Origin of the sequence: Mycolicibacterium neworleansense, from assembly GCF_001245615.1 — a bacterium.
Taxonomy (GTDB): domain Bacteria; phylum Actinomycetota; class Actinomycetes; order Mycobacteriales; family Mycobacteriaceae; genus Mycobacterium; species Mycobacterium neworleansense.
Window position 1 is genome coordinate 217,208 of the sequence record NZ_CWKH01000002.1, and the last position, 24,938, is coordinate 242,145.

General features: G+C 67.0%; 27 protein-coding genes, 1 pseudogene and 1 riboswitch. Of the genes and pseudogenes, 8 read left to right on the top strand and 20 right to left on the bottom strand.

Annotated elements, in window-relative coordinates:
* The first annotated feature begins 197 nt into the window (after nucleotides 1-197).
* Nucleotides 198-800 carry a TetR/AcrR family transcriptional regulator gene (locus tag BN2156_RS16770; RefSeq protein ID WP_159402847.1) on the top strand — a complete coding sequence of 201 codons (603 nt, stop codon included), beginning with the start codon at nucleotides 198-200 and terminating at the stop codon, nucleotides 798-800.
* A gap of 16 nt (nucleotides 801-816) precedes the next feature.
* Here the strand turns inward: BN2156_RS16770 and BN2156_RS16775 are convergent, their stop codons facing one another.
* Together BN2156_RS16775 and BN2156_RS16780 are read right to left on the bottom strand one after the other, a co-directional pair.
* Nucleotides 817-1,095, bottom strand: a complete 279-nt coding sequence (locus BN2156_RS16775) for a ferredoxin (protein WP_090516173.1) — start codon at nucleotides 1,093-1,095, stop codon at nucleotides 817-819.
* A gap of 2 nt (nucleotides 1,096-1,097) precedes the next feature.
* On the bottom strand, nucleotides 1,098-2,243 hold the full coding sequence (locus tag BN2156_RS16780; RefSeq protein WP_090517428.1) for a 3-ketosteroid-9-alpha-monooxygenase, oxygenase component: 1,146 nt from the start codon (nucleotides 2,241-2,243) through the stop codon (nucleotides 1,098-1,100).
* A gap of 102 nt (nucleotides 2,244-2,345) precedes the next feature.
* Between BN2156_RS16780 and BN2156_RS16785 the strand changes: the two genes are divergently transcribed.
* Nucleotides 2,346-4,049, top strand: a complete 1,704-nt coding sequence (locus BN2156_RS16785) for a 3-ketosteroid-delta-1-dehydrogenase (protein WP_090516174.1) — start codon at nucleotides 2,346-2,348, stop codon at nucleotides 4,047-4,049.
* Nucleotides 4,050-4,079: 30 nt separating this feature from the next.
* Here the strand turns inward: BN2156_RS16785 and BN2156_RS16790 are convergent, their stop codons facing one another.
* Entirely contained in the window at nucleotides 4,080-4,745 is a 666-nt protein-coding gene (locus BN2156_RS16790; RefSeq protein ID WP_090516175.1) for a PadR family transcriptional regulator, read from the bottom strand.
* Between the two features lie 127 nt (nucleotides 4,746-4,872).
* On the opposite strand from BN2156_RS16790, the gene BN2156_RS16795 reads away from it, so the two are divergent.
* Genes BN2156_RS16795 through BN2156_RS16805 form a run of 3 tightly spaced genes read left to right on the top strand, consistent with a single transcriptional unit; the run spans nucleotide 4,873 to nucleotide 7,278 of the window.
* Nucleotides 4,873-5,409 carry a flavin reductase family protein gene (locus BN2156_RS16795; protein WP_162839238.1) on the top strand — a complete coding sequence of 179 codons (537 nt, stop codon included), beginning with the start codon at nucleotides 4,873-4,875 and terminating at the stop codon, nucleotides 5,407-5,409.
* Between the two features lie 6 nt (nucleotides 5,410-5,415).
* Complete coding sequence (locus BN2156_RS16800) at nucleotides 5,416-6,018, top strand: PaaI family thioesterase (protein WP_090516177.1); 603 nt, start codon at nucleotides 5,416-5,418, stop codon at nucleotides 6,016-6,018.
* Nucleotides 6,019-6,042: 24 nt separating this feature from the next.
* Nucleotides 6,043-7,278 carry an APC family permease gene (locus BN2156_RS16805; protein ID WP_090516178.1) on the top strand — a complete coding sequence of 412 codons (1,236 nt, stop codon included), beginning with the start codon at nucleotides 6,043-6,045 and terminating at the stop codon, nucleotides 7,276-7,278.
* Here BN2156_RS16805 and BN2156_RS16810 read toward each other — a convergent pair.
* Nucleotides 7,254-7,925, bottom strand: a complete 672-nt coding sequence (locus BN2156_RS16810; RefSeq protein WP_090516179.1) for a hypothetical protein — start codon at nucleotides 7,923-7,925, stop codon at nucleotides 7,254-7,256. The two genes, BN2156_RS16805 and BN2156_RS16810, sit on opposite strands and share 25 nt — an antisense overlap.
* A gap of 11 nt (nucleotides 7,926-7,936) precedes the next feature.
* Nucleotides 7,937-8,410, bottom strand: a complete 474-nt coding sequence (locus tag BN2156_RS16815) for a nuclear transport factor 2 family protein (protein WP_090516180.1) — start codon at nucleotides 8,408-8,410, stop codon at nucleotides 7,937-7,939.
* A gap of 107 nt (nucleotides 8,411-8,517) precedes the next feature.
* Between BN2156_RS16815 and BN2156_RS16820 the strand changes: the two genes are divergently transcribed.
* A complete protein-coding gene (locus BN2156_RS16820) occupies nucleotides 8,518-9,120 on the top strand; it encodes a TetR/AcrR family transcriptional regulator (protein ID WP_235625379.1) in 603 nt (200 codons plus the stop codon).
* 6 nt (nucleotides 9,121-9,126) lie between these two features.
* Here the strand turns inward: BN2156_RS16820 and BN2156_RS16825 are convergent, their stop codons facing one another.
* Nucleotides 9,127-10,818 (bottom strand): SulP family inorganic anion transporter, encoded by a 1,692-nt coding sequence (locus tag BN2156_RS16825; protein WP_090516181.1) that lies wholly within the window; start codon nucleotides 10,816-10,818, stop codon nucleotides 9,127-9,129.
* An 18-nt stretch (nucleotides 10,819-10,836) separates the two neighbouring features.
* On the opposite strand from BN2156_RS16825, the gene BN2156_RS16830 reads away from it, so the two are divergent.
* Entirely contained in the window at nucleotides 10,837-12,123 is a 1,287-nt protein-coding gene (locus BN2156_RS16830; RefSeq protein ID WP_090516182.1) for a uracil-xanthine permease family protein, read from the top strand.
* Here the strand turns inward: BN2156_RS16830 and BN2156_RS16835 are convergent.
* The 5 genes from BN2156_RS16835 to BN2156_RS16855 form a co-directional block, all read right to left on the bottom strand.
* Nucleotides 12,092-13,108, bottom strand: coding sequence for an NAD(P)/FAD-dependent oxidoreductase (locus BN2156_RS16835; RefSeq protein ID WP_090516183.1), 1,017 nt, complete (start codon nucleotides 13,106-13,108; stop codon nucleotides 12,092-12,094). The genes BN2156_RS16830 and BN2156_RS16835 overlap by 32 nt on opposite strands.
* Entirely contained in the window at nucleotides 13,105-13,614 is a 510-nt protein-coding gene (locus tag BN2156_RS16840) for an isoprenylcysteine carboxyl methyltransferase family protein (RefSeq protein WP_090516184.1), read from the bottom strand. Before BN2156_RS16840 ends, BN2156_RS16835 begins: the two co-directional genes overlap by 4 nt.
* On the bottom strand, nucleotides 13,614-14,681 hold the full coding sequence (locus BN2156_RS16845) for a type III polyketide synthase (RefSeq protein WP_235625380.1): 1,068 nt from the start codon (nucleotides 14,679-14,681) through the stop codon (nucleotides 13,614-13,616). Before BN2156_RS16845 ends, BN2156_RS16840 begins: the two co-directional genes overlap by 1 nt.
* A gap of 78 nt (nucleotides 14,682-14,759) precedes the next feature.
* Nucleotides 14,760-16,196 carry a M28 family metallopeptidase gene (locus tag BN2156_RS16850; RefSeq protein ID WP_090516186.1) on the bottom strand — a complete coding sequence of 479 codons (1,437 nt, stop codon included), beginning with the start codon at nucleotides 16,194-16,196 and terminating at the stop codon, nucleotides 14,760-14,762.
* A complete protein-coding gene (locus tag BN2156_RS16855; RefSeq protein ID WP_210436658.1) occupies nucleotides 16,193-17,698 on the bottom strand; it encodes a M28 family metallopeptidase in 1,506 nt (501 codons plus the stop codon). Before BN2156_RS16855 ends, BN2156_RS16850 begins: the two co-directional genes overlap by 4 nt.
* Before the next feature lie 336 nt (nucleotides 17,699-18,034).
* Here BN2156_RS16855 and BN2156_RS16860 point away from each other — a divergent pair, with 336 nt between their 5' ends.
* On the top strand, nucleotides 18,035-18,733 hold the full coding sequence (locus BN2156_RS16860; protein WP_090516188.1) for a slipin family protein: 699 nt from the start codon (nucleotides 18,035-18,037) through the stop codon (nucleotides 18,731-18,733).
* Nucleotides 18,734-18,740: 7 nt separating this feature from the next.
* Here the strand turns inward: BN2156_RS16860 and BN2156_RS16865 are convergent, their stop codons facing one another.
* The 9 genes and pseudogenes from BN2156_RS16865 to thiO form a co-directional block, all read right to left on the bottom strand.
* Complete coding sequence (locus BN2156_RS16865) at nucleotides 18,741-19,499, bottom strand: ABC transporter permease (protein ID WP_090516189.1); 759 nt, start codon at nucleotides 19,497-19,499, stop codon at nucleotides 18,741-18,743.
* Nucleotides 19,496-20,407, bottom strand: coding sequence for an ABC transporter ATP-binding protein (locus tag BN2156_RS16870; RefSeq protein ID WP_090517430.1), 912 nt, complete (start codon nucleotides 20,405-20,407; stop codon nucleotides 19,496-19,498). The genes BN2156_RS16865 and BN2156_RS16870 overlap by 4 nt, the downstream gene beginning before the upstream one ends.
* 47 nt (nucleotides 20,408-20,454) lie before the next feature.
* Nucleotides 20,455-20,745, bottom strand: a complete 291-nt coding sequence (locus BN2156_RS16875; RefSeq protein ID WP_090516190.1) for a WXG100 family type VII secretion target — start codon at nucleotides 20,743-20,745, stop codon at nucleotides 20,455-20,457.
* Nucleotides 20,746-20,761: 16 nt separating this feature from the next.
* Nucleotides 20,762-21,061, bottom strand: a complete 300-nt coding sequence (locus BN2156_RS16880) for a WXG100 family type VII secretion target (protein WP_090516191.1) — start codon at nucleotides 21,059-21,061, stop codon at nucleotides 20,762-20,764.
* 59 nt (nucleotides 21,062-21,120) lie between these two features.
* Nucleotides 21,121-22,035: a Ppx/GppA family phosphatase gene (locus BN2156_RS16885; protein WP_090516192.1), complete on the bottom strand. Its 915-nt coding sequence runs from the start codon at nucleotides 22,033-22,035 to the stop codon at nucleotides 21,121-21,123.
* 50 nt (nucleotides 22,036-22,085) lie between these two features.
* A pseudogene (locus BN2156_RS16890) lies at nucleotides 22,086-22,833 on the bottom strand (SGNH/GDSL hydrolase family protein).
* Nucleotides 22,834-22,850: 17 nt separating this feature from the next.
* Nucleotides 22,851-23,609, bottom strand: coding sequence for a thiazole synthase (gene thiG / locus BN2156_RS16895; RefSeq protein WP_003883099.1), 759 nt, complete (start codon nucleotides 23,607-23,609; stop codon nucleotides 22,851-22,853).
* Nucleotides 23,602-23,802 (bottom strand): sulfur carrier protein ThiS, encoded by a 201-nt coding sequence (gene thiS / locus BN2156_RS16900; protein ID WP_003883098.1) that lies wholly within the window; start codon nucleotides 23,800-23,802, stop codon nucleotides 23,602-23,604. Before thiS ends, thiG begins: the two co-directional genes overlap by 8 nt.
* Nucleotides 23,799-24,818 (bottom strand): glycine oxidase ThiO, encoded by a 1,020-nt coding sequence (thiO, locus tag BN2156_RS16905; RefSeq protein WP_090516193.1) that lies wholly within the window; start codon nucleotides 24,816-24,818, stop codon nucleotides 23,799-23,801. The genes thiS and thiO overlap by 4 nt, the downstream gene beginning before the upstream one ends.
* Nucleotides 24,808-24,922: riboswitch (TPP riboswitch) on the bottom strand. It overlaps the preceding gene by 11 nt.
* Nucleotides 24,923-24,938 lie beyond the last annotated feature (16 nt).

Here is a 24,938-nt window from a genome sequence, read left to right on the forward strand (position 1 = left end):
CTCCGGGATCGGCGCGATGAAGAAGATCCCGATCATGCCAGTGTCGTCCACGTAGGACGCCCTGCCCGACCCAGCCATCGGAGACCGTTCGGTGGCTGGGTACACGACTGCCCGGTCAGCGAGAACGCGTGTGTTCAGTCAGCCGAGCCCGGCTTAGCCTTCTTGTTGTCAGGCCCCGCGTAGTGAAGGAGTGGGCAGTGTTGCACAGTCTCTCCCGTCCCGAGCCAGATACGCGGACAACGAAAATCCAAACTCGGCGAGCGGAACGGCGTGATCGGATCATCGCCTGTGCGACAGAGCTGGCCGTCCTGGGCTATGACGCTTGCCAGATCCGTTCGGTGACCGCGGCGGCGGGCGTGTCGGCCGGCACTGTGTACCAATACTTCCCATCGAAGGATGACCTTCTGCTCGCATGCTTTTACGAATGGCTATGGGATTTCGAAACGGAGTATCGCTGCCCCACGAACGACCCGGATCCGTTTCAGCGTCTGCTACAGGTTTCCCTGACGCTCACCGACCGACTCTGCTCATCACCTCAGTTCGCCGAAGCCATGATTCGCCCGTATCTGTACGCCGACGGCACCGCAGCGATCCAGGCCGATCTGGTACGACGACAGACGGTCCAGATCTTCATCCGTTCCGTCGGAGGCATCCAATCAGCTGCGAGGGAGATCGGCGCTGCCGAAATCCTCTCTGATGTCTGGATGTCCAACGTTGCCGCATTCACTCAGCAGCGCATCGCTGTGGCGGAACTGACAGAACGGCTCACCCGTACCGTCGGACTCCTGAAGAGGCGGTAACCGACGGTTTCGAGCGTCATTCTGTCTCGTCGACGACCTGCACCGCGCCGGAACGCACCGCGTCAGCGATGGAGACACCCAAAGCCGAGCACGCCAGGAACAAGCCGCGTCCGTCGTCGTGCTCCAACTGTGCTGCGGTACAACGCTCTTCACAGCGCTCCAGCGCGGTACCGGTCCACTGAACACTGGTCTGGTTCCAACTGCTCTTGCGCACCTCGACGCCGGCGCCGCACCGTGCGCACGTCACCGGCGCCATCGGCGCATCGTCGAGTCGATTGTCCTGCCGAACCGCCATCCTCACCCCACAGGCCCAGTGGCGGCAGCGCGGGCAGCCAGGTTGGCTTCCACTTCCTTCATCCAGGCCTCGTAGGGCCGGGTCGTGTCCAACTCGAACTCGAAGCGGTCCACCATGTCGGAAGCGACCTCGTCCGCATCGACATAGAACTGTTCGTACCAGCGCCGCAGCTGATAGACCGGGCCATCCTCTTCGACCAGCAGCGGATTATCGATCCTGGTCTTGTTGCGCCAGATCTCGACGTCCTGCTCGAATCCCATCTTGACGAAGTCGCCGAGCGCGATTGCCGTCTGCATGGCGAGTTCCGGGGGCAGCGCCGCATTCTTCTCCACCACGATGCCGTATTGGAGCACAAAGGAATTGGCGTCGATCGGATAGTGGCAGTTGATCAACACGGTGCGCTGATCAAACTCCTCGTAGTGGTAGGTCAGCTCGTCGATCATGAACGAGGGGCCATGATATGAGGCCAGCGAGGTCGTCCCGAGCACTTTGGATCCCTCCGGGTCTCCGACGTCCGGCCGGCCGCCGCTCTTCATGTACTGAGTAGCGACATGACCTTCGAAGATGTTCTTGAAGTGCGTCGGAAGCGAACCGTGGATGTAGAAGAAGTGCGCCATGTCGACGACGTTGTCGATGATCTCGCGACAGTTGGTGTTGACCACCGTCGTGTACCAGTGCCAGTCCGTCCAGGCGTCACTGGTCGCGCCTTCGATGCGAGGAATCGTGACGTCTGCCGGCGGTGCCTTGCGTTCAGGGTCATTCCACACGAACAGCATGCCGTCCTGCTGCAGCGTGGGCCACGCTGCGGTGCGCGCCAATCGCGGGGTGCGCTTGGCGTAGGGCACCGATTTGCAGCGCCCATCACCGCCCCAGCGCCAGTCATGGAATGGGCAGGCGATCTCGTTGCCTTTCACCGTTCCCTGCGACAGGTCGCCACCCATGTGCCGGCAGTATCCGTCGAGCACGTTGATGGCGCCGTCATCGCCCTGAAATACGACCAGCTTCTGTCCGAAAGCGTTGATCTGGTGCGGCTTTCCATCGCCGAAGTCGCGGATCAGGCCCAGGCAATGCCAGCCGCGGGCGAACCTGGTGGGTACCGAACCGGCCTCGATCAACCGAATTTCGTCGGCATCTGCGTGCGTCGTCATGGCCCCATTGAACTGCGATGACACACCGGCGGGAAGGTCAGTGTTCCGCTCAACAGGAGACCAGAATCAACTTTGCCGGTTGCCGACCTATCGTCTCGGGTCGTGACCGCCATCAGCCACAAGACCATCCCCGCCGGAGTGACCATCGCCGCCACCGACGTCGACCTTCTCGTCGTCGGATCCGGTACCGGCCTGGCCGCAGCCCTGGCCGCCCACGAACAGGGGCTGTCCGTTCTCGTCGTCGAGAAGTCGTCGTACGTAGGTGGTTCGACGGCCCGATCCGGTGGCGCGCTGTGGCTACCGTCGAGCCCGGTGATCCAGGATTGTGGTGGGAACGACCCGGAGTCTCGGGCGCACACGTACCTGGAGGCGGTCGTGGCGGATTCCGCTCCGAAGGAGCGCTCCACGGCTTATCTGAAGAATCTGCCGGCAACGGTCGAGATGTTGCGCCGCACCACTCCCATGAAGCTGTTCTGGGCCAAGGAGTACTCCGACTATCACCCGGAAGCTCCGGGTGGATCGGCGGCAGGTCGCACCTGCGAATGCCGCCCTCTCGACACCAACATTCTCGGTGAATACCTTCCTGACCTGAGACCTGGCGTCATGGAAGTCAAGATTCCGATGCCGACCACAGGTGCCGACTACCGCTGGCTGAACCTGATGAGCCGGGTGCCGCGCAAGGGACTGCCCACTGTCGTCAAACGGCTCGCGCAGGGTCTGGGCGGACTGGCCCTCGGAAGACGGTACGCAGCCGGTGGTCAGGCATTGGCCGCGGGATTGTTCGCCGGGGCGATTCGCGCCAGGATCCCGATCTGGCTCGACACCGCACTGACCGAACTGGTCACCGATGGCAACCGAGTCAGCGGAGCGATCGTGGAACACGGTGGGCAGCGTTTCGTCGTCACCGCCCGGCGCGGGGTCGTGCTCGCCGCCGGCGGTTTCGATCATGACATGGACATGCGGCGCAAATTCCAATCCGAATCCCTCGGAAGCAATTTCAGCCTGGGCGCGGAATCCAACACCGGCGACGCCATCCGACTCGGGCAGGACGTCGGCGCCGACATCGCCTCGATGGATCAATCGTGGTGGTTTCCCGCCGTTGCCCCGTTGCCGGGAGCGGCCCCGGCCGTGATGCTCGCCGAGCGCTCGCTGCCGGGGTCGTTCATCGTCGACCAGAACGGTCAGCGGTTCGCCAACGAATCAGCGGATTACATGAGCTTCGGGCAACGCGTCTTGGATCTCGAGAAGGCCGGTACACCGGTGGAAGACATGTGGATCGTCTTCGATCAGCAATACCGCAACAGCTATGTCTTCGCCGCGGAGCTGTTTCCACGCATGCCCATTCCGCAGACCTGGTATGACGCCGGAATCGCCGTCAAGTCAGACAGTTTCGACCAGCTCGCCATAAAGATGAAGGTTCCGGCCGACGAGTTCTCGGCGACCGTCACCCGATTCAACGAGAACGCTTATGCGGGTGAGGATCCCGACTTCGAGCGGGGCCGCAGCGCCTATGACCGTTACTACGGCGATCCCACGATCACTCCGAACCCTAACCTGCGCCCGCTGGTCAAAGGCCCGTTCTATGCGGTCAAGATGGTACTCAGCGACCTCGGTACGTGCGGCGGCCTGCGAGCCGACGACCATGCGCGCGTGCTTCGCGAAGACGGCACTGCCATCGGCGGGCTGTATGCGATCGGCAACACTGCTGCCAACGCCTTCGGACACACTTATCCCGGCGCCGGCGCGACCATCGCACAGGGGCTGGTCTACGGCTACATCGCGGCTCGTGACGCGGCCGGAAAATAGGCCGCAGACCGAAACACCAACGGGCAGAGGTCAGTCGACGTCTTCGGCGTCGGCTTTCCTCTCGATCTCATACCAGTACGCAGGATCTGGCCACGGGATCTTGGCGCCTTCACCCACTTTCGGGAAGTTGGCCTCAGCCTCGTCGAGATCTTTGATCAGCTGGAGCGTGAGTTCCCGCTCGGACGCGTAGTAGCGGACCGCCCAATCCAGCGCGATCTTGGCGTATGCCCACGCTGGATCAGCCGCGGACCAACGGGCTTCCTTGGCGGCGTCGCGTTGCATCCCGTCTACATAGGCAAGATGCTCATGAAGCATCTGCTTCAGCGTGGCGGGATCACTCAGGTGGCCCATGGTCACCCGCATGAGCGCTGGGTGCTTCAACGACGGGGGATCTGGCGGCGTCTCCCGCGCCCACTGCGTGACGGCGTCCAGGCCGGACTGGGTGATCTTGTACAGGCGGCGGTTTCGCGTGCCCGTGCCGTCCACCCGTGACGTCAGGTAACCCATCTTCTCCAGCTTCTTCAGATCGGAGTAGATCTGGCTGAAGGCCGGGCTGCCGTAGTAGAAACGCATACTCCAGCCGAGCCATTTGCGGATGTCGTAGCCGGAGAGTTCATGCTCGTACGACAGCAATCCGAGCAGCGCCCAGCTGTTGGCGCCCAGCGCCGGCTTGGCTGTCTGCTCGGGGTCATCCATGGCCCAAGGGTAACAATCCAGGTCAGGCGACCGTTCTCGATGAACCGCTGGCCGGGAGACTACGTTGCCCAGGCCCACTCACCTCGACCAATCTGGTTGACGACACGAGATGAGGGAGACGCAATCGATGGGACTTGAGAACACCGCCACACTCAGCACGCCACCTAGACGACCGGGCCCCCAGGACATGCGCAACGTACTAGGGCACTTCTGCACCGGTATCGCCGTAATCACTGGTCAGCACGGACAACGGCCAGTGGGCTTCACCTGCCAATCCATCACCTCGGTGTCGCTGGATCCGCCGTATGTGTCGTTCTGTCCCTCCCTCGGATCGTCGACCTGGCCGTTGATTCGCGCCAGCGGTCGAATGTGTATCAACATCCTGGCCGCCCATCAGGAGGCGATATGTGCGCAGTTCGCTCGTAGCGTCGAGGACAAATTCGCCGGAATCGACTGGAGCCCGGCGACAAATGGGGCCCCTCGCTTGCACGGGACCCTGGCCACCATCGAAGCGGAACTCGAGTACGAGCACGGCGCCGGCGACCACACCATCGTGGTCAGTCACGTCACGGCACTGGAAGCCCACGGTGGGATGCCGCTGCTCTTCTATCGCGGCGATTACGGGGGCTTGGCGGACCATCGGCTCGATCCGATAACGGGGTAAGGCGCCATGTCTGTAACGAGCGAAACCGAGGTTCCGGAAGCGCTTTACGCGTCCCTCACCGAATCTGTTCGCCGCCTGGTCGATGCGACCATCCGCAGCCAGGCCGACCTAGAGGCCGTCGCGTCCGCGAAGGCGAAGATCGATGCGGCGGCCGATGAACTCAGCCAGTCGCTGATCCCAGGTTCTTTCGGTATCCAACCAGCTGCCGACGGACGCTCCCTCGCATGGGGCAACGCAGTCATCGGGCTGCGCAATGCGCTGGCACCCCCGCTGGTGGTCCACCACGAGTCCGACGGCCGGGTCTGGGCAGAGGTAACCCTGGGCGCCGCCTACGAAGGACCCGCAGGCCACGTGCACGGGGGAATCTGTGCCCTCCTCCTCGACCATGTCCTCGGCGCCACCGCGCATCAGCCAGGCCGGCCGGCGGTTACCGGGACTCTCACGCTTCGCTACGAGGCCGGAACCCGACTCGGCCCCGTCCACGCCGAGGCGCGCATCGACCGAGTGGAAGGAGTGAAGACCTTCGCCGTCGGCCACCTGTCCACCTCGGACGGCGTCACGGTACGGGCTGAAGGTGTCTTCTTTCATCCACGCCCCGCTGCCGGATAGCAGTCACGGCACTACGATCGCGGAGTGACCACGCCCGGCGGGCTGCAGCGCAGGCTCGGGACAACTGACGCCGTCGTGATCGGCCTGGGATCCATGGTGGGTGCAGGCATTTTCGCCGCCCTGGCCCCGGCGGCAGCGGCCGCCGGAACCGGACTGCTCATCGGCCTGGCCGTGGCCGCCGTCGTCGCCTACTGCAATGCCACATCGTCGGCGCGGCTGGCCGCGCGCTACCCGCAATCGGGCGGGACCTACGTATACGGGCGTGAACGGCTCGGCGAATTCTGGGGTTACACCGCCGGGTGGAGTTTCATCGTCGGCAAGACCGCGTCGTGTGCGGCGATGGCACTGACGGTCGGGGTGTATGTGTGGCCGCAGTGGGCGCATGCCGTGGCGGTGGCCGCGGTGGTGGCGTTGACGGCGGTGAACTACGCCGGAATCCAGAAGTCGGCGTTGCTGACCCGGATCATCGTGGCGTGCGTGCTGGCGGTGCTGGCCGCGGTGGTGGTGATCATCGCCGGTTCCGGCGCCGCCGACCCGGCCCGTTTGGAGATCGGTGACGACGTCGGCGTCGGCGGTGTGCTGCAGGCCGCCGGGCTGCTGTTCTTCGCGTTCGCCGGGTATGCCCGGATCGCCACATTGGGTGAGGAAGTCCGCGACCCGGCCCGCACCATTCCGCGCGCGATCCCGATCGCGCTGGGTATCGCACTGGTGGTGTACGCGGTGGTGGCGGTCGCGGTGCTCGCCGTGCTCGGTGGCTCCGGGCTGGCAGCCGCACCGGCGCCGCTGGCCGATGCGGTCACGGCCGCCGGCGCTTCGCAGTGGCAGCCGGTGGTGCGCGCGGGGGCCGCGGTGGCGGCACTGGGCTCACTGCTGGCCCTGATCCTCGGGGTATCGCGCACGACGCTGGCCATGGCCCGCGACCATCACCTACCGCACTGGCTGTCCGCGGTGCATCCGCGCTTTGCCGTGCCGCACCGGGCCGAGGTGCTGGTCGGCATCGTAGTGGCAGCACTGGCCGCGGTGGCGGATCTTCGTGGGGCGATCGGGTTTTCGTCGTTCGCGGTGCTGTTGTACTACGCGATCGCGAACGTGTCGGCCTGGACGCTGGAGCCCCAGAACCGGTGGCGCCGCGCGATCCCGGCCGTCGGTCTCATCGGCTGCCTGGTGCTGGCCTTCTCCCTACCCCTCACCTCGGTGCTCGCCGGCCTGGCGGTGGTTGCGGTCGGTGCGGTCATCTACGCCGTGAGGTCGTACACGTAGCGACTGGTCGGCACGGAGTCCAGGTTCTTGTGCGCGCCGAACCGGGTGACGCTCTCGATCATCAGGGTGAGACGCCGCCGTAGCTCAGCATCGTCGCCACCGCTGCCGTAGAAGGCGTGCATATCGGTCATGGCCGCCATCGGGAACAGTTCCTCGACCACGGCGTCCACCCGGTCATCCCCGAGAATCGTTCGCAGGACCCGATTCTGGGTGTAACCGAAGGTCGCCTGGGTCTCGATGGCCACATCGGTGTGCAGCCCCTGCCAAATCTGCAACCACTGTGCGGCGTCCAGTTCCGGTGGGATTCGCAGGAACCCGATCTGGGCGAGGGCCGGGGTACGGACACCGTCGGCCGTATCCGGCGGAACCAGCGGAGTCCGTTCCTCGACCTCCCAGCCCGCGCACCGCTCGGACAGGCCGGACAACACCGCCGAGATGTCACCGGGCTCTGCGTCGGTCCAGACGGTCACCACCGCAGGAACGGGGGTGTCGAAGGTCGTGATGCGCAGCGTAGCCGGCGCGACGTCGGCGTCGTCCACGTTGACCTGCAGCCTGCTCGCGCCTGCGGCCCGCATGGCCTGGTGGAACTCCGGATTGCGCAGGGCGGAGTCGAGCCCCGAGCCCCATAGGGCGTAGATGAACTTCACTAGAGTGAATTTCAGGCGTGTTTCATGGCCGGCGGCTCACTGAGCATGACCCCGCCGGCCTTCAACCAGGCGCCGATCGTGCGGGGTGCGTCGCGGTTGGGGTTGTAGACGTCCTCTTCGCTGGAGAACAAGTTGTCCCCGGCATAGACGAGCCGGGTGACGTTGGGGAAGCCGAACTCCGTCCCGGGCTCGCTCGGGTGGTCGAGGACATTCAGGATCTCCATCACGATCGCGCCGTTTTCCTCGTCAAAGGCCACCCAGGTGTGCGGGAAGCGCATGTGCGGGAACGGCGTCATGGTCTCGGTGATCCAGCGCCGCACCGCCTCGCGACCCTCGAAGACACCGTAGGCGTGCTCGACGTAGGTGACGTCCTCGGTGAACAGGTCCGCGAACGGCGCCCAGTCGCCCGTCTTCGAACAGACCTCCACCGTCTTCGTGTAGTGGTCGAGCGCGCTGGACAACTCTTCACGGGTGAATCTCGGCATGCCGAACCTCTCTCGCAGAACTAGAATGAATTTCAGTTTTGAGCGACGTTACAGGCCAACCGGACTGTGATCTAGGGTGAATTCGCCATCGACAGGGAGAAGTAGCGTTGCCGAGGATCGGGGAACCACGCCCTGCCGCCGAGCCCAGCTCGGAACTCCAGCAGGAGCGGCGAGAGGCGATCCTGCGCGCAGCCGCGGTACTGGGCGCCCTGCGGCCGGTCGACCAGGTCCAGATGCAGGAGGTCGCGAAGTCGGCCGGCGTGGCCCTGGGCACGCTGTACCGGTACTTCCCCTCCAAGACGCACCTGTTCTTGGCCGTGATGGCAGACCGGGTCGCGGGCATGCAGGAGGGCATCCACCGCCGGGCCACCCCGTCAGGGACGGCGGCCGACCGGGTCTTCGACGTACTGATGCGGGCCACGCGCACGATGCTGCGCCAACCCCACCTGAGCGCCACAATGCTCAACGCACTCAACGCCGCCGATGGGACGGTGGTCGCCGAGGTGGGCCGGATCGATCAGCTGGTGCGCGCGATGCTGCTGGACGCTTCAGGCGTGAATGACCCTAGCCCCCAACAGGTCTCGCTGGTACGCCTGGTCCAGCAGACCTGGCACGGCATCCTGCAGTCCAGCCTCAACGGGCGGATGTCGGCCGCCGAGGCTCAGTACAGCCTCAAGACGGCCTGCACGCTGCTGCTCGCGCCGTTGTGAGCAGCCCTACTCGCCCTGACGGTTTCGGAACGCTTCGACCGCGGTCGGCAGGGTGGGAAAGATCCGGTCGACACCGACCCGGTCGAGAAAGCCCGCCGCCACCAGGTCATCACGCAGATCCGACTTGACCCGGGCCATCGCGAACACCATGCCACGGGCAGTCAGATCGCGGCGTAGCTGCTCGAGCGCGTCGACCGCAGTCAGATCCGGATCCACCTGAGCCTCGGCGTTGAGCACGAACCATTCGACCGGACCGTCGGCCTCCTCGACAGCGGCCAGGGCGCGTTGACGGAAATCCTCGGCGTTGGCGAAGAACAGCGGAGCGTCGTAGCGGTAGACGACCAGCCCCGGAACCGCCTCGGCGTCCGGATAGTCGTCGACGTCGTGCATCCCGGCGATCCCGGGGACATAGCCGAGCACACTGTCATGCGGACGGGCTATCCGCCGCAGCGCGTCCATCAGTGACAGCGCGATCGCCACGAGCACTCCGTACAGCACGCCGATGCCCAGCACCGCGACCGTGGTGGCCACCGCCAGGATCAGCTCGCTGCGGCGGAACCGGGCCAGCCGCCGGAACTCCGCCACGTCGATCAGCCGCAGCGCGGCGTAGACCACGAGAGCGCCCAGCGCGGCCATAGGGAAATTTTCCAGCAGGTCGCGCCCGGCAAGCATCACCAACAACACCGTCGCGAGCATCACCAGCGAGTACAGCTGCGTGCGGCTGCCCACGGTGTCGCCGAGCGCCGTACGGCTACCGCTGGAACTGACCGGAAAGCCCTGCGTGACACCTGTTGTCAGGTTGCACACACCCAAGGCGCGCAGTTCGGCGTTGGCGTCGATGGCCTCTCCCTTGCGCGCCGCGAAGGTGCGCGCCGTCAGGGCGTTGTCGGAGAACGCCACGACCGCGATACCGACGGCGGGGATCACCAGGCCGATCAGCTCCGTCATCGCCACCGGCGGAAGGCCGGGTTCGGGTAAACCCGCCGGGATGGCCCCGACCACCCGAATACCTTTGTTCTGCAACGAGAAAAGCCACACCACCGCCGTCGCGGCCAGCACCGCCACCAGCGGCCCGGGGAACCGCGGAGCGATCCGGTGCAGCACCAGCAGCAGCACCAGCACCGTGGCCGACAAGATCACCGTCGGCACGTGCAACGACGGCAGTTCCATGACGAAAGAACGGACCTGGTCGATGAACTCGTCCCCGGTGACATTCTCACCGGTGACCTTGCCCAGCTGGCCGCTGATCATGATGACCGCCACCCCGGTCATGTAGCCGACCAGGACCGGACGTGACAGCAGGTCGGCGAGGAACCCCAGCCGGCACAGACCGGCCGCCAGGCAGATCGCCCCTACCAGCAGCGCCAGCACCGCTGACATCGCGGCGTAGCGAGCCGGGTCCACGATGGTCAGTGGAGCCAACGCGGTGGCCGTCATGAGCGCCGTGGTGGATTCCGGCCCGACCGACAGTTGCCGCGACGAGCCCAGCACGGCATAGACCGCCATCGGCACCAGCGCGGCCCACAACCCCGCGACCGGCGGCAGGCCTGCCACCGTCGCGTAGGCCATCACCTGCGGCACCAGGTATGCCGCGACCGTCACTCCGGCCAGCATGTCCCCGCGCAGCCAGGACCGCTGGTAGCCGGTGAACTGCGCCAGACCGGGGACCCACATTTGGCGTGCGCGACCAACGCTCATGGTGTTCAGTCAACACTCGTGACCTTGCTGAGTTGGAAGTATGTCGAGACCCGTACCGACGACGACTTCGTCGTCAACCCCGGGGAACGGCTCGATTGGGCCAGCACCATCGGAATCGGGGCCCAGCACGTGGTGGCCATGTTCGGCGCCACGTTCCTGGTGCCGGTGCTCACCGGTTTTCCGCCCGCCACCACGCTGCTGTTCTCCGGCGTCGGCACGATTCTGTTCCTGCTCATCACCGGAAACCGGTTGCCGAGCTACCTCGGGTCGAGTTTCTCGGTGATCGCCCCGGTGACCGCGGCGGTGGCCTCGCACGGAACCGGAAGCGCACTCGGCGGTTTGATCGCGGTCGGGCTGTTGCTGATCATCATCGGCGCGGTGGTGCACTTGGTCGGCACCCATTGGATTGATGTGGCACTGCCTCCGGTGGTGACCGGTGCCATCGTCGCGCTGATCGGTTTCAACCTCGCACCGGCCGCCAAGTCCAATTTCGAGCAGGGCCCGCTGGTCGGGCTGGTCACGCTGGTCCTGCTGGTCGTCACGCTGGCGTTTTTCAAGGGATTGATCGGAAGGCTGGCGATCTTCGGCGCGGTGGTGACCGGCTATGTCGTGGCGCTGATCCGCGGCGACGTCGACACCGCGGCGATCGCGGCGGCACCGTGGCTGGGGCTGCCCGAATTCCACACCCCGACGTTCAACCTGGCGGTGCTGCCGCTGTTCCTGCCCGCGGTGATCGCGCTGGTCGCCGAGAACATCGGGCACGTCAAGTCGGTCGGGCAGATGACCGGCACCGATCTGGATCCGCTGATCGGCCGGGCACTGGCTGCCGACGGGGTGGCCACCGTGCTGGCCGGCGCCGGCGGCGGTTCGGCCACCACCACCTACGCGGAGAACATCGGGGTGATGGCGGCCACCCGTGTCTACTCGACCGCTGCCTACTGGGTGGCCGCCACGGTGGCGATCGCATTGTCGTTGTGTCCCAAGGTCGGCGCGGCAATCTCGGCGATCCCGCCGGGGGTGCTGGGCGGGGCCACGATCGTGCTCTACGGCCTGGTCGGGATCCTGGGGGTGCGGATCTGGCTGACCAACCACGTGGACTTCTCCAAGCCGGTCAACCAGATGACCGCGGCCATCCCGCTGATCATCGGGATCGCCGACTTCACCTGGCAGCTCGGCTCTTTGACGTTCACCGGGATCGCGCTGGGGTCCATCGCAGCGCTGCTGGTCTTTCACGGCATGAAGTTGTTGGAGTACCTCGGCGACCTGGTCGGGCCTAGGAGCCCAGAGCGTTCACCACGCGACTGAACACCGAGGGCAGCGCCGCCGACGCCGGGGTGATGCAGGCCCGAACCGGGCCGAAACCGCTGCCGTGCAACAGGGCTGCGGTGAGTAACCGATAGCGCCGGGTCATCGCACGCCACTGCCGGTCGTAGTCACCGGGCCGGTCGGCACGCACACACCGCACCAGAAGTTCGGCCGCACCGAACGCCAGACCCATCCCCTCGCCGGTCAGCGCATCCACGTAGCCGGCCGCGTCACCGACCAACAGCACCCGGCCGGCGCTCCGGTTGCGGACCTTCTGCCGCAGCGGCCCGGCGGCCCGGTCATGACCGTGCTCGAGACCTTGAATCCGCTCGGCCAGCAACGGAAATGCGGCCAGATGCTCATCGAAGCCACCGCGCACCGAGGTCAGGATCGCCACCCCGACACAGTTCTCACCGACCGGCGTCACGTACGCCTCGGCATCCGGCCCCCAGTACACCTCGACACAATCGGACCACGGGGCGATCTGGACATGACGGCGGATTCCCCAGCGGCGCCGCCTGCCCTCACCCGCACTGAGCCCCAGCGAGCGGCGGATCGGTGAATGCAGGCCATCGGCGGCGGCCAGGTACCGGGCCCGAAAACCGGCCGCGCTCACCGATGTCGAGTCCTGGGCCACCGGGCCCACCTCACCGTGGACCACGCGGACCCCGGCTGACGCGGCGGCCTCCGACAGTGCGGCGTGCAGCACCGTACGACGCACACCGCGGCCCGCCCCGTCACGGAACCTGGCTTCCGCGGTGCGGTGCCCGTCCAGATACCGGATGCCCTGAAATGCGCGGCCCTCGACCTCCGCCCCCAGCCGCTGCAGTTGCCGAACCGAGTGCGGCATCAGCCCCTCGCCGCAGGCCTTGTCGATCGGGCCTTGGCGGCGTTCCACCACCACCGCCTCCAGCCCGGCACGCGCCGCGTGCACCGCGGTGGCCAGCCCCGCCGGTCCGCCGCCAGCGACGAGCAGGTCGATCACGTCAAGCCTTGCAACGCTGCGTTTTCCACGCGGATCCTGGTCCGCAGCAACGCGGCGTTGGCCACGGTGAACACCACCGCGGTGATCCACGCGCCGCCGGCCAGCGGCAGTGCGGCCCCCTCGGTGACCACGGCCACGTAGTTCGGGTGCGGCAGTATCCGGTACGGGCCGTCGACGACGCGCGCGGCTCCGGGCACCACCACGACCCTGGTGTTCCACTGCCTGCCCAACGTGGTGATGCACCACCAGCGCAAGGCCTGAGCCGCGAGTACGACCGCGACCATCGTCCGGCCGAGCACCGGCCGCGGCCGGCGGCGACGTGCCTCCACCACCGAGCCCACCAGCAACGCGACGTGCAACGCGACCATCACCGGATAGTGACCGGCCCCGAATTCCTTGCCGCCCTGGGCGGTACTCCACTTCAGGTTACGTTTGGACACCACGAGCTCCAGGACCCGCTCAGCGGCGACGAGAGCAATCAGCGCGGTGAATCTCTTTGCCGTCATCAGCGCCAGCGCAGCAGGACGAGCTCGGAGCAGAATCCCGGACCCATGGCCATCATCACCCCGGGCGTGCCCGTTTCCGGCCGCTTGCAGATGGTTTCACGCAATACGTGCAGGACCGAGGACGACGACAGGTTGCCGACGTCGGCGAGGGACTGCCAGGTCAGATCCAGGGCGTCCTCAGGTAATCCGAGGGTTTCGATGATCGCCTCGATCACCTTCGGGCCGCCCGGATGGCTCACCCAGGCGGACACGTCGTCAACGGAAAGACCGTGGTCGCCGAGGAAACCCGCGACGTCGTCGCCGAGGTAGCGGCCCACGAAGCCGGGGACCTCGGCACTGAGCACGATCTCGAATCCGTCCGCGCCGATGTCCCAACCCATGGCGTGCAACGAGTCCGGGTAGAGATGACTGCGGGAGTCCAGCACGTCGGGCCCGCTCGGGTTCAGCTTCCGAGCCCGTTGCTCGCCGACCGCGACCACCGCGGCCGCGCCGTCACCGAACAGTGCACCGGCCACCAGCGTCGGCATCGAGGGATTGTGTTTGCGGGTCAGCGAACACAACTCGACAGACACCAGGACCGCGACCTTGTCGGGCGCGCCCCGCAGATAGTCGTTGAGCCGGGCGATGCCGGCGGCACCGGCCACACAGCCCAGTCCGAAGATCGGGATGCGGCGCACGTCGGGACGCAGCCCGAGCCGCCCGGCGATGCGGGCATCCAACGAGGGAACCGCGGCGCCCGTGACCGTGGTGGTCACGATCAGATCGACGTCCTGCGGGCTCAGGCCCGCCTCGTCCAACGCCCCGGACAGTGCGGCGCAGCCCAGTTCGGTTGCGTGCTCGATGAACAGGCTGTTGCTCTCACCGAAATCGTCGAGCCCGGCGTATCGCTCGAGCGGCAGGACCAGATATCTGCTGTTCACTTTCGCGCTCTTGTGCAGGGCCCGAACCACGTCCTCGACGTCGGCGTATCCCGGCAGGTCCAGCAGGGCGCCGGTGACCTCGTCCTGGGTATATCGATGCGGAGGCAGGACAGCATGGACGCCGGCAATCGTGCTGTGGCTGGGCATTCTGGCGACGTTAATTCCCATACCCGTACAACGGGGGCCTACCTTCGGCGGTTCAACGCTGCCCCGGTCAATCCGGGTTCATCCACGGTGACGCTTGTCACGCGCCGGCACACCATTGGGGCCCTCGATCGAGCGCGCATACGTGCCGACGGTGAACGCGATCGCCGATCCCATGATCCCGAGCGCACGCGCATCGACGTTGTCGATGGTGTCGCGCGCGGTGTGATAGTTCGGGTCGAAGGCCACTGCCGCCCGCCCGCCCCACAACCTGGCCTGGACCTCGGTCTTGCGCTGCGACGATCCCGTGGTCGCGCCCCCGATCGGCACCCCGGCCTGCAGGAACGGGTGATAGTCGGTGTTGGGACTGATCGGCATGTCCGCGGGCCGCGCCCCGGCCAAGTTGAGGTAACCGGCCATGGTCCGCTCGATGCCTGCCGACCCTTCGGGGATCGCCTTGGGGTCGGTGGCCTGGCCGGACTGGTCACCGTCATAGGTGAAGAACCCGGCGTTCGGCGAACCGACCATGTCGAAGTTCAGGTACAGCGCGAGATCGTCGAGCTGGTCCAAGGGCAGGTTGCGCACATACTGCTTCGACCCGTCCAACCCCATTTCCTCGGCACCCCAGAAGGCGAACCGCACCGCGTTGGTTGCCTTCGGCGAACTACCCAGCTGCAGTGCGGTTTCCAGTACCGCGGCCACGCCGGATCCGTTGTCGTTGATACCCGGGCCCCCGCCGACGCTGTCCAGGTGCGCGCCCACGAGCACCACGTCGGACGTCGACCCCGTCTTGGTCTGCGCAGTCACGTTCCGGGATTTGACCATCTCGGCTTTGCCGTCGAGGGTCAGGCGAACCGGCGCGCTCGTGCGTCGCAGCGCCGCATCAGCGTTTTCGTCGATGACGCCGACCGGGACGGTGAGTTCGCGGTAGTAGCCGGTACTGAACAGCCCGCCCGGAGCGGGCTGATGCCCGGTGTTGACCACCAACACGCCCACCGCGCCCTTGGCCAGCGCGGTGTTCTGTTTGACCACAACCGAACACCCGGTGTCATCGACCACCGCGATGGCGCCGGAGATGTTCAACGACCCGTAATCGGTGGCGGCGCAGCCGGACGGCTTGCCCGGGCGCAGCGTCGGGGCGTTGAGCCCGCCGGGCGCCGTCGTCACCAGCATCGACGCCTGATCCACCTGGTAGTCGGTCCCCGACACGGTCAGCGCGGGCTTACCTCCGCGCATCGCGCCCATGCGCTCGAACTCCGGCGTCTGTACGTCGAAGCCCTTGTCCCGCAGCAGCTGTGCCACATAGTCGACGCTGGCGTCATAGCCGGGACTGCCGACGGCCCGGTTCCCGTCATGTGCGTCGGCGATCTCCTGGAGCTTGCGCAGGTGGGCGAACATCGCGTCGACGGTGATCTCGCCCGCCAGTTCCTGAGGTTCGACGGCCTTCGGCGACGGCTGCGCCGAGCATCCCGCGAGTGCGGCACCGAGCAGTAAGACAGCGAGTCGGCGTGCCGTCACTGCGCGGTGATCTGATGGCGCGTGCGGTCGGAGCGGACCGGTAAACCGTTGCGGCCGCGCTGATCTTGGGCATATAGCCCGACAGCAAATGCGACGCCCTCACCATGTATCTGCAGTGCATCCCGGTTCACGTGGTCAAGGGTATCGGTGTTCTTGTGGTAGTTCGGGTCGAACGGTTGATCCACCTCGCCGGACCACAATTTGGCTTCCTCGGCGTCCATCTTGTCCTCCGCGCCGGAGAACAGCCCACCGGCAGGTATCCCCGACAAGGTGAAGCCGTCATAGTCGGATCTGCCGTCAAAACTGGTGTCGCGCGGTGTCTTTCCCGCATCTTTCAGATAGGCCGCCAGGGTGCGCTCGATGCCCGCCGAGCCTTCGGGGACACGCGGGCGGCCCTGCTCGTCCAGCGGTGCGGACTGGTCGCCGTCGTAGGTGAAGTAGCCCGGGTTGGGTGAACCGAGCATGTCGAAATTCAGGTACATGGCAATGTCTTTGAGCGCTTCGGTGTCCAGGGATTCGACGTAGTTGGTCGATCCCAGCAAACCTTCCTCCTCGCCGCCCCAGAAGCCGAACCGCACCGCGTTCGCCACCTGCGGCGAATCGCCCAGCTGCAACGCGGTTTCCAGCACAGCGGCGACCCCCGAACCGTTGTCGTTGATGCCGGGGCCCTCCGGAACGCTGTCGAGGTGCGCCCCGACCATCACCACGTCCGACGTCGAGCCGGTCTTGGTCTGGGCGATGATGTTGCGGGTGTGCTCGACGCGCACACCCGCGACGAGCTTGAGGGTGGTGGGTCCGGGCGCATTGCGCAGCCGGGTGCCCTCGTCCTTGGTCACGCTGACCACCGGGATCTTGACGTCCGTGTTGCGCCCCAGTGTGCCGCCCATCTTCTCGTCGTTGTTGGTGTTGACGACGATCATCGCGACAGCGCCACGCTCGGCGGCCGCGGCCTGCTTGTCGCCGAAGGGGCAGGAACCGCGGTCGACCAGCACCACCGCTCCGGCCACCGGCAGTCCGTCGTAGTCGGCGGCCTGACATCCCGGGGTGTCTTCCACCTTCGCCGGCACCAGCGGCGCGGACACCCCCTCCTGTGTGGTGCCGATGGTGAACTCCAGCGGTTTTGCGGTGACGGACTGACCGCCGACGGTGACCTGCGGATCCTCGGCGAACGGCAACCGCACCTCGAACTCCGGGGTTTGCACGTCAAAGCCCTTGTCGCGCAGCGCGCCGGCGACGTAGTCCACGCTCGCGTCGTACCCAGGAGTGCCCAACGCGCGGTTGCCGTTGTTGGCGTTGGCAATGTCCTGCAGCTTGCTCAGGTGCCCCATCATGGCGTCGGTCGACACCCGCTCCCGCAATTGGTCGCCGAACTGCGCCGCGGCCGATGAGGACTCTTGGGACTGCTGCCCATCGGTCTGCAATTCGGTCTTTGCATCACAGCCGGCCAGCCCCACGGTCAGCGCCAGCGCGCCGAGAACCGCCCCCGTCGAAGTACGTCGCATTGCACCCACGGTAGCTGCTCGCACGAACGGCCCGGCGAATAAATCGGTTGCCTGGGGATTTGCTGTGATGGCATGGTGTTTCCCGGCGCCGACAGGGAGGCAGGCCGAGCGGGATACCGCAACGTTTCTGCATGTTGCCGGCGGCGCCATGGCACAGGTAAAGGGCCTGAGGTTCGAATCCTCTCCTACAACCCCGATACCGCCGCCGGAGTCACGCAGTCGACGGCCTTGTGGCCCACACCCGCCGGTACGGGGGTGTGACGCCCCGCCCGAGCTTGCGTCCGGCGGCGGTATCCCTTTGCTGCACAGACACATACACCGGAAGGAGGACACGACATGAGTATCTTCACGTTCAACCGAATCACTGTTTCCGCAGGCCAGTGCGCACTGGAGTACCGGGACGGCACGCTGGGTCGTGTCCTGCCCCCGGGCCGTCACCGCATTGATGTGGCGGCCTCGGTGGTGCGTGTCGAGATGCGCGAGCAGGTACTGACGCTGGCGCCGCAGGAGGTGCTGACCTCGGATGCCGTGTCGCTGCGGATCTCCGTCGCGCTGCAGTTCAAGGTGAGCGACGCCGTGGCCTACGTGGAGGCGGCGGCCGATCCGATGGCCGCGGTGTACCTGGCCGCACAGATCGCGCTGCGCGATCTGGCCGCCGGGGCAACCGCCGACGAGGTGATGCAGCGCGGCAACCGCATTGATGCCGACGCGATCGCCGCGGCGGCCCGCGCGGCCGGTGCGCGTACCGGTGTCGAGGTGATCGGGGCCTTCGTCAAGGACGTGATCATCCCGGCCGAGATCCGCGCCGCGGCAATGCAGCTGGCGACGGCCAAGGCCACCGGTGCGGCGAAGCTGGAGGCGGCCCGCGCCGAGACCGCGGCGCTGCGTGCGCTGGCCAATGCCGGCAAGCTGCTGGACGCGCACCCGGCCCTGGCTCAGCTACAGCTGGTCCAGCGCGTGCCGTACGGCTCGAAGGTGGTGCTGGCTCTCGGTGACGCGAGCGGTGCCGCGGATGTGGCGTCTGACCCGGAGTAAATCCGGGTCAGGCGTCACGCCTGTTCAGCACCACCGCGGCGGCGATGAACGCCACCGCCACCCACACCAGGAAATAGACCAGCGAGCCCATCTCGCCCCACGGCATGGCGTACGTCGGGAACAGCCACTCCACGTGAAGGAACGTGAACATGTTGGCGAACGGCAACCAGGGACCTGTCTGGGGGCCGGAGTTGGGCATGTTGCCCAGCAGTGGTTCGGCCACGAGCGGCCACAGCAGCAGGACTGCCACCGCGCCGGCCGCGAATCGCACGAGCGCACCGACGGCCACCCCGAGCACCGCGGCCAGAGCGGCATACAACGCGAACCCGCCGGCCACCCGCCAGGTCGCCGGGTTGGACATCGACAGCTGCGTGCCGACCACCGGATCGGCGACCATCCGGGCCACCAGCACCGAGGCCAGCACCATCACCACCGCGCATACCGAGGAAAACGCCGCGCACACCACCGCTTTGGCGGTCAGTACCTGTGTACGGTTCGGTGTGGCCAGCAAGGTGGTGCGGATCAGCCCGCTGCGGTATTCGCCGGTCATCGTCATCGAGGACAGCACCATCAGCACCGGAACCCCGAACACCGCGACACCCAGTGCGGCCTTCGACGGAGACAGCGCGGTGTAGTGGTGTGCGGTCATGCCCTGCATGGCGGCCAGGCCGAGGCTGAACACCGCCACCCCGACCACCGACCACAGCGGGGAGCGGGTGGTGGACAGTTTGATGCGCTCGGCGTCGAGCGCGGCCAGCGCGCTCATGCCTGGGCCGCCCGGTAGTCGACCGCGTCGTCGGTGAGTTTCAGATACGCCTCCTCCAGCGAGGCCTGACGCTGGCTCAGTTCGTGCAGGGTGACGGCATTGCGCGCGGCGAGGTCGCCGATCACCTCGATGGCCGCGCCGTGCACCGCCAGCGCATCGCCGTCGGCGGCGGCCTCCACCTCGAACCCGGCATCGGTGAGGACCTCGCGCAGCGTCTCCAGCTGCGGGCTGCGCACCCGGACGGTGTCGGCGGACGTGCCGCTGACGAACTCACTGACGGTGGTGGAGGCGATCAGCTTGCCCTGCCCGATCACCACCAGGCGATCGGCGGTGTTGGCCATCTCGGCCAGCAGATGACTGGACACGAACACCGTCCGGCCCTCGGCGGCCAACTTCCGCATCAGGGTGCGGACCCAGTGGATGCCCTCGGGGTCCAGACCGTTGACCGGTTCGTCGAACAGCAGCACCGGCGGATCACCCAGCAGTGCGGCGGCGATACCGAGCCGCTGGCTCATGCCCAGCGACAGCGTCCCGGCGTTGCGGTCGGCCACAGAGGTCAGTCCGACCGTCTCGAGCACCTCGTCGACCCTGGCCGGCGCAATCCGGTTGGCCGCGGCGATCCATCGCAGGTGGTTGCGTGCCGAGCGGTTCGGATGGGCCTGACGCGCGTCGAGCAGGGCGCCGACCGTGCGCAGCGGATCACGCAGCTCGCGGTATTGCTTGCCGCCGATCGTCGCGGTCCCGGTGTTGGGATGGTCCAGTCCGAGGATCAACCGCATGGTGGTGGTCTTGCCCGCGCCGTTGGGCCCGAGGAATCCGGTCACCCTGCCCGGTTCGACGGTGAACGTCAGATCGTCGACAGCGCGGTGAGACCCATAAAGTTTTGTCAGCCCGGTCAGTTCGATCATCACCGCCATCATTGCAGGCGGTGTCGTTGTTACTGCTCAGGTTCAGTTCAACTGAACATTCCGGTCACATCGGACTCGGTGCTGGAGAGTGTGTCGATGCCCTGGTGGACAGCCGCGCACAGCTTGTCCAGCGCCGCCGCCTCTTCGTCGGCTTCCTTGTTCCACTCGGTGTACTGCTGGTTGAACTGCTCCGAGGCGGCGCCGCTCCACATCCCGCGAATATCCGACACCAACGCGGTCTCTTCCTCCAGGATCTGTTTGACCTTGGCGGCCTCGGCATCCAGCTCGGCGGCCAGTTGCTTCGTCCGCTCGAACTGGACGGCGATATCGGTGCTCATTCGGAAACCTTCCGACTCAGATGTTCATGGACTGGGCGAGCGAGCCGGCAGCGCTACTGTCGGTTCCCTCGTACGCCGCAATCGCTTCATCGAGGAGGTGCGACATCTCGACCTCTTCCCGGCGGACGTCTGACGCCTGCGTGAGGTAGTTCGAGAGGGCGGACTGCACAGCGGAGCCCGACGCTCCCGTCCAGGTCGCGGCGAACTCACCGGCGATCTCAGTCACCCGGCGCTCGTGCTGTGCGCGCTCCTGTGCGAACTTCGCCAGCTGCTCGGACTTCTTTCGAAGCTCGTCTCCATTCACCCCGAGAGTCATGGAAAAGATTGTTGCACGCCACGGTCAGCCGTGATCGCACCAATTTCGCGTGGGGACCTCTAGGACATGCGCGGTAAGGCGGTGACCGTCGCGAGCTCCTTGGCGCCGTCGAACCGCAACAATTGCAGCGCGAGGTCGCTCTCGGGTGCCCGCATCGACGACAGGTATTCGAGCATGATCCCCTCGCGTAGGGCCCACGGACTCACCTCTGCCTCGTCGATGCCCAGGCAGCGCATCGTTTCGAACGCCACCACGGCGCCGCCGAGCACCTGCCAGGCCCGAGCCGGGCGGATCCCGCGGAATTGCGCGCGGTCCTGCACGTCGACGGCCATCATGTCGCGGATCGAGCGGCGGATCTGCTCAATGGTCACCGTCCGCCGGATGAACGGGCCCTTGCGGCCGCAGGCGGCGCCGCCGAACCGGGCCAGTTGTTTGAACGTCTTGGAGGTCGCGATCACGCGGCGGGGCGTGCCCTCCCACTGCACCCGGCCGGCGCCCAGCGGCAGCGAGACGGCAAGCTCGGGTACCGCGTCGCGACCGAAGGCGAGTTCCATTGAGCCGCCGCCGATATCGATGTTCAGCAGGCGGCCGGCCTGCCATCCGTACCAACTGCGCACGGCAAAATACGTGAGCTTGGCCTCCTGCTCACCGGTGAGGAATCTCAGCCGGGTCCCGGTCTCCGCAGCGACCGCCTCCAGCACCTCCTCGCGGTTGTCGGCATCGCGGATCGCCGCGGTGACGAAGGGATACAGCTGATCGACATGCAACGCCCGTGCCGCGTCGACCGCGGTGCGGACCGCGGCAACGATCCGGTCCAGGCCACGCTGTCCGATCGCCCCGTCCGCGGTGGCCTCCTGGCCGAGCCGGGTGGGTATCTTCACGCCGCGCAACGGCAACGGCGGCGCGCCGGCGAGCGCATCCACCACCTGCAACTGTGCCGCGTTGGAGCCGACGTCGAGAACTCCCAACCTCATGCCGCTGGATACCCGCAACGGGCGGGCTGAAACGGCGCGGGGCCGTCGGCTCAGATATCGGCTCGGGCCTGCGCCGACACCAATTCGGCGACGGCCCGCATGCCCGCGGCGTTCGGGTGCAGCGGCGCGGGCCGGCCGCGTCCACGGCTCGGCCGACCAGGCATGATGCGTCGTACTGGCCTGCGCGACGCGCACCCAGCCACAGTCCGTCCGCGTGGCGGCCTCTCCGGTGAGCCGTTCCAGCGTGGCCGCGACGTGCCGCCCGAGCGCCGCCTCGGCCTCCGACAGCGGCGAGGCGGCGACGCCCTCCGGCGGCAGCATCGTCAGGTAATCCACGAACAGCACGCGGGCTCGCGGTGCGCGCTGCCGGATCTCACGCCCGACCGTCACCAGGGCCTCGGCCACCTCCGCCAGCGCGGCCTCCCGCGCGTCGGGATCCAGCAGGCCGCGAAGGAACGGCCCCAGCAGCGGCAGGGACCGGGTGAAGCGCGGCAGCGCCGCCGCCATCAACGACGGCACGTAGCCGGCGTCGTTGCCGCCGATCGTCACCGTCACGAGGGCTTCGGATCCGTCGAGTGCATCGATCTGCGGTGGCGCCCCGTTCTGACGATCACGCAGGACGTGCGCGGTGGTGGCCCCGGAGTACGTCACATCGACCAGGTCCAGCCCGAGCTGATCGGCCACCAGATGCGGATAGTTGAGCGCCGAACGGCCCGCCCGCCACGGCGCACCCTCGGCCGACGGCTTGATGCCCGGCCCGGCAGCCATCGAACTACCCAGGGCCACATAGCGCTTCATAACACCCGGCGCCCAGATCACAGAGCCGGACTCGACGCCTGCGCCCAGAACCGCTTCGGAATCCGACCGGCCTGCCGGGCCAGATACCCGGCCGTGACGGCTGCAGACATCGCCGCGGCCATGGTCGGCGGATCGGAAGCCCGGGTGACGGCGGTGGCCAACAGAACGGCGTCACAACCCAATTCCATCGCCAACGCGGCATCGGAAGCCGTGCCGATCCCGGCGTCCAGCACCACCGGCACGCCGGCCTGCTCGACGATCATCTCGATGTTGTGCGGGTTGGAGATGCCCAGGCCGGTGCCGATCGGCGAGCCCAGCGGCATCACCGCGGCACACCCGGTGTCCTCCAAGCGGCGGGCCAGCACCGGGTCGTCGTTGGTGTAGGGCAGCACGACGAACCCGTCGTCGACCAATTGTTCTGCGGCCTTGACCAATTCGATCGCATCGGGCAACAGCGTGCGCTCGTCGGCGATCACTTCGAGTTTGACCAGGTCGGTGCCCAGCGCCTCGCGGGCCAGCTGCGCGGTGAGCACTGCCTCGGCCGCACCGCGGCAGCCCGCGGTGTTGGGCAGCGCGGCAATTCCCAGCCGGTTGAGCAGGTCGAGCACCCCGGTGCCGGTCTCGGCGTCCACCCGTCGCATCGCCACGGTCGTCAGCTCGGTCCCCGAGGCCACCAGGGCCTCTTCCAGCACAGCCAGGTTCGGTGCCCCGCCGGTGCCCATGATCAGCCGGGAACCGAACTCGCGGCCACCGATCTTCAAGACGGAGTCAGCCACCCTGGACCGCCGTCACGACCTCCACCCGGGCACCTTCGGACAATGTCCGGTCCCATTCGGAGCGGGGCAGCACCGACCAGTCCAGCGCGACGGCGATGCCCTTGTCCGGGAAACCCCGGGTTTCCAGCAGACCCTCGATGGTGGTCTGCTCGTCCACTTCGAGGGTCTCGTTGTTGACCGTGATGGTGATCATCTGACTCCCACACCCACTTCGAGTTCAGCCGCGATCCGCTCGGCGGTCCACGGCGCCAACAGAAATCCGTTCCGGCCATGCCCCACGGCCACCAAAGTGCGATCGTCGACCCGCTCGACGATCGGCAACCCGTCCGGCGTCATCGGCCGCAGCCCCGCCGCGGTCTCGGCCAGTTCGTACTCGCCGAGCGCGGGCACCACCGCGCACGCGTCCTCGAGAAGGTCCCGCACCCCACGCACCACGGGCGCGGTGTCTCGGCCGTGCTCGTACTGGGTGGCGCCGACGACCACGCCGTCGGCACGCGGCACCAGGTACACCGGCCGTCCGTGCACCCGGGCCCGGATCACGCGCTGCGGCACGGGCATACAGCCTTTGCGCCACCGCAGCCGTAGGACTTCACCCTTGACCGGACGCACCGGCAGGCCGGGCAGGAGCTTCGGGGCGTCGATGCCGTTGGCGATCACGAGCGCGTCGACGTCTCGCACTTCATCGAGGTTCTCGACCGGCCCGGCCCACCGCACGGCCAACCGCTCACAATGCGCGGCCAAGCCGTCAACCACGGCGCGGTTGTCCACGGCGAGTTCGGTGGTGGCCCGGAACCCGTGCCGGATACCCTGCGCCAACAGTGGTTCCACGTCCCGAGCGGCCGTGGTCGGTTCGACCGGCTGCCCCTGGTCCGAAAGCCAGTCGGCGACGGTACGCAGATCGGCCACGTCGGCGCGGTCCACAGCCACCACGAGGGATTCGCGGGCGGTGACGACCTCGGGCGGCAATCCTTCGAGGAATCCCGAGTGCCACAGTTTCAGCGATTCCAGACCGATCTGCAGGATCTGCTCTTCGCCCGGCCAGCCCTCGCTGTGCGGGGCCAGCATGCCGCCGGCCACCCACGAGGCGCCGCGCTCGGCGGTGCAGTGCAGCCGGACCGTCCAGCCGTCCAGCGCAGCCCGGCGTGCGACAGACAACCCGATGACGCCGCCGCCGATGACGGCAAGTGTCCTGGCTCCTCCGAGTGCCATATCCGCTCCCTTCGCCGGCATGACCCGGATCAGGTGTGACGGTCAGGGCCGGTCCGAATGCCCACTCTCAGCCCCACGTCCCCGGGGCTCCCGTATTGCCAGTCCAGGGTACTCGGGCGG